We start from the raw sequence: 13,069 nt of genomic DNA on the forward strand, positions 1-13,069 counted from the left end.
CGCACCGGGGGCAGGCAGGCGAAGGGGCCAAGGGCGAGCGAGGCGCGTCGGAGCCGAGCAGCAAAATCAGGCCGAAGCTGAGCAAAGCGCATCGGCATCAGGCAGGCAAGCAGGCGAAGCCGAACGAAGCGCATCGGCGCCAGGCAGACAAAGCAGGCGAAGCCGAACGAAGCGCGTCGGGGCCAAGCAGGCAAAAGGACAGCCAGCCCCGAACGCCAGCCTCACCCCTGCGGTCGGACGAACGGAAAGAGCACCGTCTGCCGAATAGACGTTCCGCTCAGCATCATCAGCAGCCGGTCCACTCCGAGGCCCAGACCACCAGTCGGGGGCATTCCGTGTTCCAGTGCCAGCAGGAAGTCCTCGTCCAGTTCCATCGCCTCGACGTCCCCGCTCGCGGCGCGCAGCGACTGTGCCTCCAACCGGCGGCGCTGTTCTAGCGGGTCGGTCAGTTCCGTATAAGCGGTGCCGACTTCCGAGCCGAACGCGATCAGGTCCCAGCGTTCTGCCAGGAGCGGGTCGGTGCGGTGCTGGCGGGTCAGCGGGGAGACCTCGGTCGGGTAGTCCGTGTAGAAGGTCGGCAGGACCGTCGAGCCTTCGACCAAGTGCTCGTGTGCTTTCAGGACCAGGTCGCCTGCACCGGCTTCCTCCGGCACGGGGACTCCGGCGGCGGTGCACAGTTTTCGCAATGTCGCGACCGGCGTCTGCGAGTCGACTTCTTCGCCCAAGGCCTCCGACACGGCTTTGTGCACCGGGATCACCGGCCAGTCGCCGGAGATGTCGTGTTCGACGATGCGGCCGTCGGCGTCTGGGCGTCGCACGATCTGTGCGCCGTACGCGGCTTCGGCGGCGTACTGGATCAGGTCGCGCATCAGGTGGCGCATCGCGTTGTAGTCCGCGTACGCCTGGTACGCCTCCAGCATCGTGAATTCCGGGTTGTGGGTCGCGTCGACACCTTCGTTGCGGAAGTTCCGGTTCAGCTCGAAAACCCGCTCGACGCCGGCCACGCACAGGCGCTTCAGGTACAGCTCCGGGGCGATGCGCAGGTACATCCGCATGTCGTACGCGTTGATGTGCGTGACGAACGGCCGTGCGTTGGCGCCGCCGTGGATGGTTTGCAGCATGGGCGTTTCGACTTCGAGGAAGTCGCCCTGGTGGAGGCGTTCCCGGACGGCGCGGACGACCGTCGAGCGCAGGCGGAGCATGTTCGCGGAGTCGGGGTTGACCGCTAGGTCCAGGTAGCGCTGCCGGACGCGCGTCTCCGGGTCGGTGAGACCCTTTCGCTTGTCCGGCAACGGGTGCAGGCACTTCGCCGTCACGGTCCATTCGTCCACGAGCACCGACAGTTCGCCGCGGCGGGAGGTGATGACCTCGCCGCTCACGCCGACGTGGTCGCCGAGGTCGACGCCGGTGCGCCAGCCGGTCAGGTCGAGGACCTTCGCGTCGAGCATCAGCTGCAGTTCGCCGGAGAAGTCCTTGATCCGCGCGAAACACAGGCCGCCGAGGGTGCGCAGGGCGAGCACCCGACCGGCCACTCGGACGCGTTTTCCGGTATGGGAATCCGGTTCCAGTCCGGAAAACGCGTGCACGATGTCGCCGAGGTGGTCCTCGCGGGAGAAGCCGACCGGGTACGGGTCCACTCCGAGTTCCCGCAGTTTGTCCACTTTGGCCACTCGCACGCGGACCTGTTCCGGACGGCGCTTGGCGCGCGGCACGACCTGCGCCGCTTCCTCGTCGATCCGCCGGACCTGCGCGACGAAGTCCTCGCCGACGTTCTCCAGCCGCAGCGACCGCGCGCGCCCGGTGGGCACGAAGCCCTCCAGCGCGCCCGCGACGATGCCGACTCGCGGGAGCCGTCGCGCCGACGAGTAGCAGAGGAACCGCGGTTCCCAATCCGGGCCGTACTTGGCGTTCGACCGGTACAGCGATTCCAGCTGGAAGAACCGCGACGCGACGCCGAGCACCGCCCGCCACGCGCGCAGTACCGGGCCGGCGCCGATGCGCTCGCCCTCGGAGAACACCGCGCGGAACATCGCGAAGTTCAGCGAGATCCGCTGTGCGCCGATGTGCTGGGCGGCCGAAACGACCTCGGCGACCATGAACTCGTTGAGCCCGTTTTCGGCGTCCCGGTCGCGGCGCATCAGGTCGAGCGAAAGGCCTCGGCGGCCCCAGGGAACGAACGACAGCAGGCCGCGCAGTTCGCCGTGCGCGTCGTACGCCTCGACCATCACGCTGCGGCCGTCGCTCGGGTCGCCGAGCCGGCCGAGCGCCATCGAGAAGCCGCGTTCGGTTTCGTCGACGCGCCACTGCTGCGCGCGGGCGAGCAGTCGCACCATCTCGTCTTCGGGAATTTCGCTGTGCCGCCGGACCTGTGAGGTGTACCCGGCGCGCTGGATCCGCTTCACCGCCTGTCGCACGGACTTCCGCTCAGGACCGGTAAGAGAGAACTCTCGGACGTCGAGGACCGCTTCGTCGCCGATCTGCAGCGCGCGCAGCCCCGCCGCGGCGTACACCTTCGCGCCCTTCTCGCTCGCGCCGAGCACGCCCGGCGTCCAGCCGTACGTACGCGCTTCGTGGAGCCACGCCTGCACCGCGTCCGGCCACGCGTCCGGGTCGCCGATCGGGTCCGCGCTCGCCACTGTGGTTCCGGCGAGCACGCGGTACGTCACCGCGGCGCGGCCGTTGGGCGCGAACATGACGCTCTTGTCGCGGCGTGTCGCGAAGTAGCCGAGAGAGTCGTCCTCGCCGAACTCTCCCAGCAGACGGCGCAACTGCAGCTCTTCATCGTCCGTCCGAATGCGACGGCTGCGTACGCCGCGGAAGAGCGTGTACAGCGCGGCTGTGGACACGAAGGTCGCGCCGAGGTCGAGAACCACGTCGATCCACGCCGGGCCTTCGCCGACGCCGATCCGGCGCAGTTGCAGGTTCTCGCCGGTGGCGTGGTTGACCACCCAGGCGAAGCGCTCCCACGCGTCACCGAGACTGCCCGGGAACACCTCGGTGAGTGCCCAGCCGAGCACGATCACGCCGAGGAACCCGACGAACAGCACGGAAAGCCCGTTCCACCAGGCACCGGGGGCGAGCCGCGCGGGGAACGCCGGACGCAGCGACAGCAGAAAGACGATCAGCAGGATCGAGATCACGTCGGCGATGGCGAGCGCGCCGACCTGCGTCGGGATGTGGCGCATCTGCCTGGCATTGAGGGTGAGCAGGTCGGGAGCCCACAGCAGCAGCGCCTGCAAGACCAGCGTGGTCACCAGACCGGCGATCTGGAACAGCACGAGCACGTACAGCGCGGCCTTCTTGCGCCTGCGCAGCGCCGCGCCGAGCACGACGAGCAGCAGCACGATCACCAGGCTCGAACTGGTCGGCACGCTCACCACGCCGAAGGCCATGTCGATGCCGTTCAGCAGGTGCCCGTGCCGTCCGCCGGCGAGCAGCAGCACGACGGAGAAAAGCGCTGCCAGCTGCACGACAGTGGCCACGAGGCCGCCCGCGCGGGCTTTCCAGCCTAGGCTGCGCGGACGGGCGCTCACTGGGGTTCCCATCGGTACCTTTCTTGCGCGCCGCTCTGTCGAGAGGACGCGCCGGACTTTCTCACCCACCGGGCGCAAATCGGCCCGATGCCTATCAAGACGTCACAGGAGGCAAAACGGTTGTCGCTACCCGGCCGTGTGAAGCTGGTCGCACGACCTTGGGGCCCTCCGGCGCGCGTGTCACGCTGTGTCCGGTACTGACTCCACGACCCGGGGACCTCTGCGAGGCCTCGAGGGAAGGACGGTCGACGACGATGTCTGCCCAGTCTGCCCAACCCGACGGCGCCGCCGGCGAGGTGGCCGCCCCTTACGGAACCGGCCCCGCGACCAGCGCGGGCCCGGGAAAACCGAGAAAAGTCCGGATTCATCATCTGCGCGAGCTGAAGGACCGCGGCGAACCGTGGCCGATGCTCACCGCTTACGACATGTATACCGCTGAGCTTTTCGACGAAGCAGGCATCCCCGTGCTGCTGGTCGGCGACTCCGCGGCGAACAACGTGTTCGGCTACGACACGTCGCTTCCGGTCACCGTCGACGAGCTGCTCCCGCTGGTCCGCTCGGTCACCCGGGCGGCGAAACGGGCGCTCGTGGTGGCCGACCTGCCGTTCGGCTCCTACCAGCTTTCCCCGGAGCAGGCGCTGGCCACCTCCGTCCGGTTCATGAAGGAGGGCCGCGCGCACGCGGTCAAGCTCGAGGGCGGGCACCGGTTCGCGGCGCACGTCGAAGCGCTCACCTCGGCCGGGATCCCGGTCATGGGCCACATCGGCTTCACCCCGCAGAGCGAGCACAACCTCGGCGGCTACCGGGTGCAGGGGCGCGGCGAGGCGGCGGAGAAGCTGCTCGCCGACGCGCTGGCGCTGCAGGAAGCCGGCGCGTTCGCGGTCGTGATGGAGATGGTGCCCGCCGAGGCCGCCAAGCGCGTCACGCACGAGCTGAAGATCCCGACGGTCGGCATCGGAGCCGGTCCGGACTGCGACGCCCAGGTGCTGGTCTGGCAGGACATGGCCGGGCTGCGCCGCGGCAAGGCGCCGCGGTTCGTGAAGCGGTACGCCGACGTCGCCGGGGTGCTGCAGAGCGCCGCGACGGCGTTCGCCGAGGACGTCCGGCGCGGCGAGTTCCCGGCGCCTGAGCACGCGTTCCACTGAGCTGCCTCGTGAGTGCCGGTGCGAGCCGGCACTCACGAGCGGCGGAACCGTTCGGCGAGTTCCGGATCGTTCTCCCACCACAAGCCCTTCGCCGGTGCCTCGCCTGCCGCTGCCTCCTCGTCCAGTTTCCGGTCGAGCCGTTTCGCCCGTTTTTCGTCGTCGCGGGCCCACCTGATGAAGAGCGCGCCGACGAACGGCAGCCCGGCGACGTCGCCGCCGATCCACAGCACACCCGCGCCGATGATCTGGTCCGTGCGCCGGTCCGGCCCCCAGTCGCGGTGCACCGCGTCGTAGTGCGCGGGCGCGAGCAGCGGACCGAGCCACAGCACGAGGCCGAGCGCGCCGTCGAACACCACTTCGGTGAACGAGATCCACACCGACACCAGGTGCGAGCCGTTGCGCGGCGTCGGATCGAGTTGCACGCGGCTGTAGAAGTACAGGAAGCCGGCCAGTACGAGCGCTACGCGTACGAGGCCGCCGACGACCGCTGAGTCGAGCGAAAGCTCGTACAGCGGCGTCAGGTAGATGAGCAGGAACGGCGCGATCAGCACCACGGTGACGCACAGCGGGAAGGTGATGAACTGCGCGAAGCGGCCACGGCCATGCGTACGCAACCACGTGGCGAGCTTCGGCGGCGCGGTGCGCATCAGCAGCGTCACGGGCGCGCCTAGCGCGAGAAGCAGCGGCGTGACCATCAGGAGCACGGTGTTCTGCGTCGCGCGTACCCAGAACAGCGTCGTGTCGTACACGCCGAGGAACGAGCACGTGACGAGGACGAGCGTGGCCAGCCCGGCGAGGAATGCTGTGGTCCGCCCGGCGGTCCACTCCTGACGGCGGGCCGCGGCCACGTATCCGACGCCGAGCGCGAGCGCGACGAGCACGGCCGGGACGTCGAAGGTCCAGGCCGTCAACAACGTCGATCCGCTCAGCGGTGGCAGGTCAGGCACGATTTCGATGCGTTCAGTGTGCACCCGGCGAAATTGCGCCTTACGCCGCCCCTGACACCGTGAAGAAGATCAGGCTGCCGATTCCGGCGACCGCGCAGTAGATGGCAAAGGGGGTCAAGGTGCGCGTTTCAAAGTATTTCGTCAGAAAACGGACAGAAATGTAGGACGCCACGAACGCGACCACGCTGCCGGCCAACGCCGGGCCGAGCGACGGCTGGTTCTCCGGCGTGAACAGCGACGGCATCTTCAGCGCGCCCGCGGCGAGGATCACCGGGGTCGCCAGCAGCCAGGCGAACCGGGCGGCGTCCTCGTGGTCGAGCCCGCGCCGCAGCCCGGCCACCATGGTGATGCCGGAGCGGCTGATTCCGGGCAGCAGAGCCAAAATCTGCGCCGAACCGATGAGCACGGCCTCTTTCACGCTCAGCTTGGACAACCGGAGGTCGGTGGCCTCGTCGACGGTCACCGCGCGCATCACCATCGTCTCCTCGGCGCTGAAGTCGATCGTCTCCTCCTCGCGCGCGACCCGCGCGACCTCCGGCTTGGGCTTCCGGGAGAACTTCTCCGCGGCGTAGAGCACGCCGCCGTTGAGCGCGAGGAAGATCGCCGACGGCACCGGTTTGCCGAGGACGTCGCGCAGCAGGCTTTCCAGCAGCAGCCCGGCGATCCCGACCGGGATCGTGGCGAGGATGAGCAGCCACGCGAGCCGCTGGTCGGCCGTGCGGACCTCGCGGTCGCGGACCGACGTCCACAGGCCGGTGACGATGCGCACCCAGTCGCGCCGGAAGAAGAGGATCAGCGCGATCGCGGTGGCGACGTGCATCGCCACCAGCACGGCGAGATACGGCGAATCCTTCCCGATGCTCAGGTCGCGTCCCCAGCTTCCGCCGACGAGCGCGGGCAACAGGACGCTGTGCCCGAGACTGGACACCGGAAACAATTCCGACACGCCTTGCAAAGCGCCGACGACAATGGACTCGAGGTAGCTGACCGCGGACATTCACGAAGCCTTTCTCGCCGCAGTTCGGGCATTCCGCGGAAAAGCTACCGAGGATCGGGTTAACTCCGAGCAAGCCGGGCGGGAACAGACGCAGCCGACACTTTCCGGCCACGCTTTGTTCATCCCGTTCACATCCATGAACATCAATCATGTACTTGACCAGTGTTCTCTCGATGTCTTAGCGTGAGCGCACGCCGCATCCGAAGTCATCGAGCCTCGACGAGGAGGGTTGGAATGCGCGTCCGCGACCGAGTTCTGGCAGCCACTGCCGGAGCCGCAGCACTGCTCGCACTCGCCACGCCCGCGGCGTCCGCCGGGACCGTCCCGGTCAAGAACTCCGCCGAGCTGAAGACGGCGCTGGCCTCGGCCAAGCCGGGCACCACGATCCAGCTGGCCGCGAACACCACCTACACCGGCAACTTCAAGGCCGCCGCCAGCGGCACCGCGAACGGGCGCATCACGCTCACCGGCCCGCGCAGCGCGGTCGTGCAGGCGTCCGGCGGCCGCACCATCGAGCTGACCGGCAGCTACTGGACGCTGTCCGGGTTCACCGTCACCGGCGGCCAGAAGGGCGTGATGGCGCTCGGCGTCAACCACACGCTGGTCGACGGGCTCAAGGTGACCGGCATCGGCAACGAGGGCATCCACTTCCAGCACGGCAGCAGCGACAACGTCGTGCAGAACTCCGAAATCTCCGACACCGGCAAGGAAAACGGCGGGTTCGGCGAGGGCATCTACTTCGGTTCGGCCAAGAGCAACTGGCCGGACGGGCAGCCCGATCACAGCGACCGCAACAAGGCGATCGGCAACAAGATCGGGCCGAACGTGCGCGCGGAATCGATCGACGTCAAGGAAGGCACCACCGGCGGCGAACTGCGCGGCAACACCTTCGACGGCACCGGGCAGAGCGGCGAGAACTACGCCGACAGCTGGGTCGACGTGAAGGGCAACGGGTACCTGGTCACCGGCAACAAGGGCAGCAAGGTCTTCGTGCACGACGCGACCTACGGGTCGTTCGAGGTCCACGTGCAGCTCGACGGCTGGGGCCAGAACAACACCTTCTCGGACAACACCGCGGACGTGCAGGCGCCCTCGGCCTACGGTTTCTACGTGGTCAAGGCGGCCACCGGGAACAAGGTCTGCGCCAGCAACAAGGTGACGAACGCCGGGAAGGGCTTCGCGAACGTAGCCGCGACACCAGGCTGCTGACCGCGATCACAGACGGGGGCCCGCTCAGCCCGGCGGCGGGGGCGGGCCCCCACCCTGCTTTTGAGATGCCGGGAGCTTTCGGGAAGAGTGCCCGGTATGGACGAGCTCTACCCGCCGATCCCGGTGCGCGCCGACGGAATGCTGGACGTCGGCGACGGGCACCGGATCTACTGCCAGGAGGCCGGGAACCCGCAGGGGAAACCGGTGGTGGTGCTGCACGGCGGGCCCGGAAGCGGCATCGCCCCGATGACCCGGCGGCACTTCGACCCCGAGGCGTACCGCATCATCCTGTTCGACCAGCGCGGCGCCGGCCGCAGCACGCCCAACGCGGGCGACGACCTGTCGGCGAACACGTTGTGGCACTTGGTGTCCGACATGGAGCTGCTGCGCGAACGGCTGAACATCGAACGCTGGCAGCTGTTCGGCGGGTCGTGGGGCTCGACGCTTGCCCTGGCGTATGCGGAAACCCATCCGTCGCGGGTGTCCGAGATGGTGCTGCGCGGGATTTTCACCGTGCGGCAGCGGGAACTGGACTGGCTTTACCGCGGTGGCGCGGCGAATCTCTTCCCCGCGGAGTGGGACGCTTTCCTGGAGCCGCTGGACAATGTGGACGATCCGCTCGCCGGGTACGCGGAACTGCTTCACTCCCCCGACCGCGCGGTGCGTGAACGGGCCGCGATCGCTTGGAGCGTCTGGGAAGGCGCGACGGTGGCGTTGCTGCCGCAACAGTCCTTTGTGAACCAATACGCGAATCCGCAGTTCGCGCTGACGTTCGCTCGCCTTGCGGTGCACTACTTCCGGCATGGCGCGTGGCTCGAAGAAGGCCAGCTGATTCGCGACGCGGGGAAGCTCGCCGGGATCCCGGGCGTGCTGGTGCAGGGGCGTTACGACGCGGTGTGCCCGCCCATCACGGCGTATCAGCTCCACCGCGCCTGGCCCGGCTCGACGCTGAAGCTCACCGAATCCGCGGGACACGCCGTCACCGACCCGGGCATCCTCGCCGCTCTCCGCGAGGCCACCGACAGCTTCCGGTAAAAGTGTGAAGGGCTCCCTGCGGAATTCCCGCAAGGAGCCCTTCACGGACTTCGGAGCTAGATCCGGCCGCCGCTGGAGCTGTCGCCGCCGGAAAGCCGCTGTGCCAGGTACACCGGCACCGTCGAGACGATGATCAGCACCGCCGCGACCACGTTGACCACCGGGGCCTGGTTCGGCCGGAACAGGTTGTTGTAGATCCAGATCGGCAGCGTTTCCATGCCGGTGCCGAGGGTGAACGTCGTCACGATGATCTCGTCGAACGACAGCGCGAAGGCGAGCAATCCGCCTGCCAGCAACGCGGATCGCAGCATCGGGAACGTCACCAGGCGGAACGTCGTCATGCCGTCCGCGCCGAGATCCATGGACGCTTCTTCGAGATTCCCGCCCATCCGGCGCAACCGGGCGACGACGTTGTTGAACACCACCACGATGCAGAACGTGGCGTGCGCGACGATCGCCGTCATCAGCCCGAGGTCGAGCCCGAAGATCGTCCGGAACGCGTTGTTCAGCGCGATGCCGGTGACGATGCCGGGCAGCGCGATCGGCAGGATCACCAGCAGCGACAACGAGTTCCGGCCGAAGAACCGGTACTTCTGCAGCGCGAACGCGGCCATCGTGCCGAGCACCAAAGCGATCGCGGTCGCCGAGAGCCCGGCGATGACGCTGGTCCACAAGGCGTGCAGGGCGCCCTCGTTGGTGATCGCCCTGCCCCACCATTCCAGGGTGAAGCTCTTGGGCGGCCAGCCGAACGTGGTGTCGGCGTTCACCGAGTTCAGCAGGACCACCAGCAGCGGGAAATAGATCACCGCGAATCCGATGCCGAGCGCGGTCCACAACAGCACCCGGGCGGGTTTCGACATCCGCACGGCGGTCTCCTAGAGGTTGTCCAGCGCACCGGTGCGACGCACCGCGGCCAGGTAGACGAGCATGATGACGACCGGAACCGTCGCGACGGTCGCGGCGAACGGCAGGTTGTTGGCCGCGCCGATGTTGTCGTACACGACGTTGCCGAGCATCTGCGAGGTGCCGCCGACGATCTTCACCGCGATGTAGTCGCCGAGCGACAGCGAGAAGGTGAAGATCGAACCCGCGACGATCGCCGGGAACGTCAGCGGCAGGATCACCGAACGGAACGTGCGGAACGATTTCGCGCCGAGGTCGCCGGAAGCGTCCACCAGGGATGTCGGAAGCTTTTCCAGGCCCGCGTAGATCGGCAGGATCATGTACGGGAGCCAGAGGTAGGACAGCGTGATCACGGTCGCGGTGACGCCGTATCCCGGCCCGGACAGGCCGAGCGGGTCCAGCAGCCAGTTCAGCACCCCGTTGCCGGACAACAGGGTCCGCCACGCGTAGGCCTTCACCAGGTAGCTCGCCCACAGCGGCGTCATCACCATGATCACCAGCAGCCGCTGCGCCCGCGGCGACGCGAGCTTGGCCATGGCGAACGCCATCGGGAACGCGATCACCGCGTCGATCACCGTCACCAGCAGCGCGATGCCGACAGTGCGGAACGTGATCGTGCGATAAACAGAATCACTGAAAAGAGTGACAAAGTTGTCGAAGGACCAGTCGGTGACCACCTTGCCGGTGAAGACGTCGGTGGACCAGAAGGCCGTGATGAAGAGGGCGGCGAGCGCGCCGAGGTAGGCCAGGCCGAGCCAGAGCATCGGCGCGGTGAGGAGAAGTCCGAGGCGCAGCTGGGGTTTGCGGTGGAAGAAAGCCGAGATGCGGTGACTCGGCGGGCTCACGGCGGTCATGTCTTAGCGCTTTCGGGTGCGGAAGGGAGAAAAGCCGGGGGCTGCGGGAACATTGGGGAGGGCCCGCAACCCCCGGCGGGCTCACGGACGCCGGCGCGGTGGGTACCGGCGTCCGCGAGGGTCGGTCAACCCTTGATCTCGGTCCAGGCCCGGGTCCAGTCGCCGTAGTCCTTGCACTTGACGTCCGTGCGGCCGTCGAGGCACTGCGGGATCGGCGTGGTCCAGTACTGGATCTTGGCGGCGTACGCGGCGTCGTTGGCGTGGTAGGTGTCGCACAGCGACTTGTCCTTGAACTCCGCACAGGCCTTGGAGTTCGCCGGGGCCTCACCGAAGTACTCGGCGACCTGGGCGTTCACCTTCGGGCTCGTGATGTAGTCCATCCACTTGTACGCACACGTCTTGTGCTGCGACTTCGCGGACACCATCCAGGTGTCCGACCAGCCGGTCGCACCCTCGCTCGGCACCGTGGCCGCGATCGGCGCGCCCTCGCTCTTCGCGAGGTTCACCGTCACCTGCCAGGCCGTGCCGATCACGCCGTCGCCGCTCTTCAGCGACTGCGTTTCCTTGAGGTAGTCCGACCAGTACTCCTCGACCAGCGGGCGCTGCTTCTTGAGCAGGTCCGTGGCGGCCTTGAACTGCTTGTCGTCCAGGGCGTACGGGTTCTTGATGCCGAGGTCGGGCTGGTGCGCCATCAGGTACAGCGCGGCGTCGGCGATGTAGATCGGCGAGTCGTAGGCGATGACCTTGCCCTTGAACTGCGACTTCTCGTCGAACATCGGCGACCACGACTTCGGCTCCGGCTGCACCTTGTCGGTGCGGTAGGCCAGGACGTTCGCGCCCCAGCCGTGCGGGATGCCGTAGGCGACGTTGTTGACGCTGTTCCACGACTTGTTCTTGAGGAACGGGTAGATGTCGTTGTAGTTCGGCACGAGCGCGGTGTTGACCGGCTCGACGTCGCCCGAGGCGACCAGGCGCAGCGAGGCGTCGCCGGACGCGGAAACCACGTCGTACTGCCCGGTCTTCATCAGCGTCACGGCCTCGTCGGAGGTGCCGAACGGCTTGACGTTGACCTTGCATCCGGTCTGCTGCTCGAACGGCGTGACCCAGTTGACCTTCGGGTCGTTCGAGCCGTTTTCCGCGTAACCGGGCCACGCGAGCACGTTCAGCTGGCCTTCCGGCTGGCCGAGCTGCGTCAGCGCGTTCAGCTTCGGCGGCGTGAAGCCCTGTGCGCCCGGCGCCGACCCCGCTTTGGAGTCGGAGCCCGAGGTGCCGCAGGCAGCGAGCAGGAGGCTCACGCCGCACAGCCCTGCGAGCAGCGTCTTCCTGTTCTTCATAGCGAGAGAAACCTTCCCGTGAGGAACTAGCCGGCTTCGGGGACCCGGAAACTGTGTTCGCGGCGCCAGCGCAGGCGAACGCGACCGTCGGCGAACTCGGTCGGCTCGCTGGTGTTCTGGCGGACAACGGACAATTGGCCCCCGGCATCGAGCGCGACAGCGTAGCGCACTGTCGACCCGGCATAAACGACATCCGTCACCGAACCGGTCGCGGACGTCTCGCCGGGGCCCGCCGGGGAAGCGAGATCGCCGTCGATGCGGATCTTCTCCGGCCGGATGCTGTACACGCCCGGCCTGCCGATCACCGCCTCCGCGCTGCGCCCGCTGAGCAGGTTCGACGTGCCCACAAACCCTGCCACGAAAGCGGTTGCCGGGCGTTCGTACACCTCGACCGGAGTACCGACCTGTTCGATGCGGCCCGCGTTGAACACGGCGATCCGGTCGCTCATCGTGAGCGCCTCGTCCTGATCGTGGGTGACGAAGACGAAGGTGATGCCGACCTCGCGCTGGATCTGCTTGAGCTCGACCTGCATGGTCTGGCGCAGCTTGAGGTCAAGTGCGCCAAGGGGTTCGTCCAAAAGCAACACTTTCGGGCGATTCACTAGAGCGCGCGCAAGTGCTACGCGCTGCCGCTGTCCACCGGACATCTGCGACGGTTTGCGGTCGCCGTAGTCCTCCAGCCGCACCGTGCGCAGGGCTTCCTTCGCCCGGTCGCGGCGTTCGGCTTTCGCGACCCGCTTGACTTTCAGGCCGTACTCCACGTTCTGCTGCACCGTCATGTGCGGGAAGAGCGCGTAGTCCTGGAAAACCGTGTTCACGTCGCGGTCGAACGGAGCCAATTGGCTGACGTCCTTGCCTTCGAGTTCGATCGTGCCCGCGGTGGGCAGTTCGAACCCGGCGATCATCCGCAGCACGGTGGTCTTGCCGGAACCGGACGGGCCGAGCATCGAGAAGAACTCGCCGGGCGGGATGTCGAGGTCGACCCCGTCCACGGCGCGCACCTTGTCGAAGTGCTTTTCCAGTCCGGTGAGCCGGATCGCCGGCTGTCCGGTCTGCGGACGCCTTCCCGGCGGCCGGGTCTCGGCGGGGGCTTGATGGGGCATGACAGGCCT

General features: G+C 67.7%; 10 protein-coding genes. 3 read left to right on the top strand and 7 right to left on the bottom strand.

What is annotated here, in order from left to right; all coding sequences use genetic code 11:
• Nucleotides 1–221 precede the first annotated feature (221 nt).
• The gene (lysX, locus tag EIZ44_RS37970; RefSeq protein ID WP_043834889.1) at nucleotides 222–3,545 is read right to left on the bottom strand and encodes a bifunctional lysylphosphatidylglycerol synthetase/lysine--tRNA ligase LysX; all 3,324 of its coding nucleotides are present in this window, start codon (nucleotides 3,543–3,545) and stop codon (nucleotides 222–224) included.
• A gap of 242 nt (nucleotides 3,546–3,787) precedes the next feature.
• Here lysX and panB point away from each other — a divergent pair, with 242 nt between their 5' ends.
• Nucleotides 3,788–4,678: a 3-methyl-2-oxobutanoate hydroxymethyltransferase gene (panB, locus tag EIZ44_RS37975; RefSeq protein WP_134669425.1), complete on the top strand. Its 891-nt coding sequence runs from the start codon at nucleotides 3,788–3,790 to the stop codon at nucleotides 4,676–4,678.
• A 32-nt stretch (nucleotides 4,679–4,710) separates the two neighbouring features.
• Here panB and EIZ44_RS37980 read toward each other — a convergent pair whose 3' ends face one another.
• Together EIZ44_RS37980 and EIZ44_RS37985 are read right to left on the bottom strand one after the other, a co-directional pair.
• A complete protein-coding gene (locus EIZ44_RS37980; protein ID WP_134733912.1) occupies nucleotides 4,711–5,649 on the bottom strand; it encodes a cytochrome c oxidase assembly protein in 939 nt (312 codons plus the stop codon).
• Between the two features lie 16 nt (nucleotides 5,650–5,665).
• Nucleotides 5,666–6,622, bottom strand: a complete 957-nt coding sequence (locus EIZ44_RS37985; RefSeq protein ID WP_134733913.1) for an undecaprenyl-diphosphate phosphatase — start codon at nucleotides 6,620–6,622, stop codon at nucleotides 5,666–5,668.
• Nucleotides 6,623–6,856: 234 nt separating this feature from the next.
• On the opposite strand from EIZ44_RS37985, the gene EIZ44_RS37990 reads away from it, so the two are divergent.
• Together EIZ44_RS37990 and pip are read left to right on the top strand one after the other, a co-directional pair.
• Nucleotides 6,857–7,831: a right-handed parallel beta-helix repeat-containing protein gene (locus tag EIZ44_RS37990; RefSeq protein ID WP_043834894.1), complete on the top strand. Its 975-nt coding sequence runs from the start codon at nucleotides 6,857–6,859 to the stop codon at nucleotides 7,829–7,831.
• A 96-nt stretch (nucleotides 7,832–7,927) separates the two neighbouring features.
• Complete coding sequence (pip, locus tag EIZ44_RS37995) at nucleotides 7,928–8,866, top strand: prolyl aminopeptidase (RefSeq protein WP_037815726.1); 939 nt, start codon at nucleotides 7,928–7,930, stop codon at nucleotides 8,864–8,866.
• Nucleotides 8,867–8,922: 56 nt separating this feature from the next.
• On the opposite strand, the gene EIZ44_RS38000 is transcribed toward pip, so the two are convergent.
• The 4 genes from EIZ44_RS38000 to EIZ44_RS38015 all read right to left on the bottom strand — a co-directional run bounded on the left by EIZ44_RS38000 (nucleotide 8,923) and on the right by EIZ44_RS38015 (nucleotide 13,060).
• Nucleotides 8,923–9,726: an ABC transporter permease gene (locus EIZ44_RS38000; protein WP_240016164.1), complete on the bottom strand. Its 804-nt coding sequence runs from the start codon at nucleotides 9,724–9,726 to the stop codon at nucleotides 8,923–8,925.
• Between the two features lie 15 nt (nucleotides 9,727–9,741).
• Nucleotides 9,742–10,623 carry an ABC transporter permease gene (locus EIZ44_RS38005; RefSeq protein WP_037815731.1) on the bottom strand — a complete coding sequence of 294 codons (882 nt, stop codon included), beginning with the start codon at nucleotides 10,621–10,623 and terminating at the stop codon, nucleotides 9,742–9,744.
• 125 nt (nucleotides 10,624–10,748) lie between these two features.
• Nucleotides 10,749–11,957: an ABC transporter substrate-binding protein gene (locus EIZ44_RS38010; protein WP_037815733.1), complete on the bottom strand. Its 1,209-nt coding sequence runs from the start codon at nucleotides 11,955–11,957 to the stop codon at nucleotides 10,749–10,751.
• Nucleotides 11,958–11,983: 26 nt separating this feature from the next.
• Entirely contained in the window at nucleotides 11,984–13,060 is a 1,077-nt protein-coding gene (locus tag EIZ44_RS38015; RefSeq protein ID WP_037815734.1) for an ABC transporter ATP-binding protein, read from the bottom strand.
• Between the last annotated feature and the right edge of the window lie 9 nt (nucleotides 13,061–13,069).

The sequence above is a fragment of the Amycolatopsis nivea genome (assembly GCF_004522235.1).
GTDB classification, from domain to species: Bacteria; Actinomycetota; Actinomycetes; order Mycobacteriales; family Pseudonocardiaceae; genus Amycolatopsis; species Amycolatopsis nivea.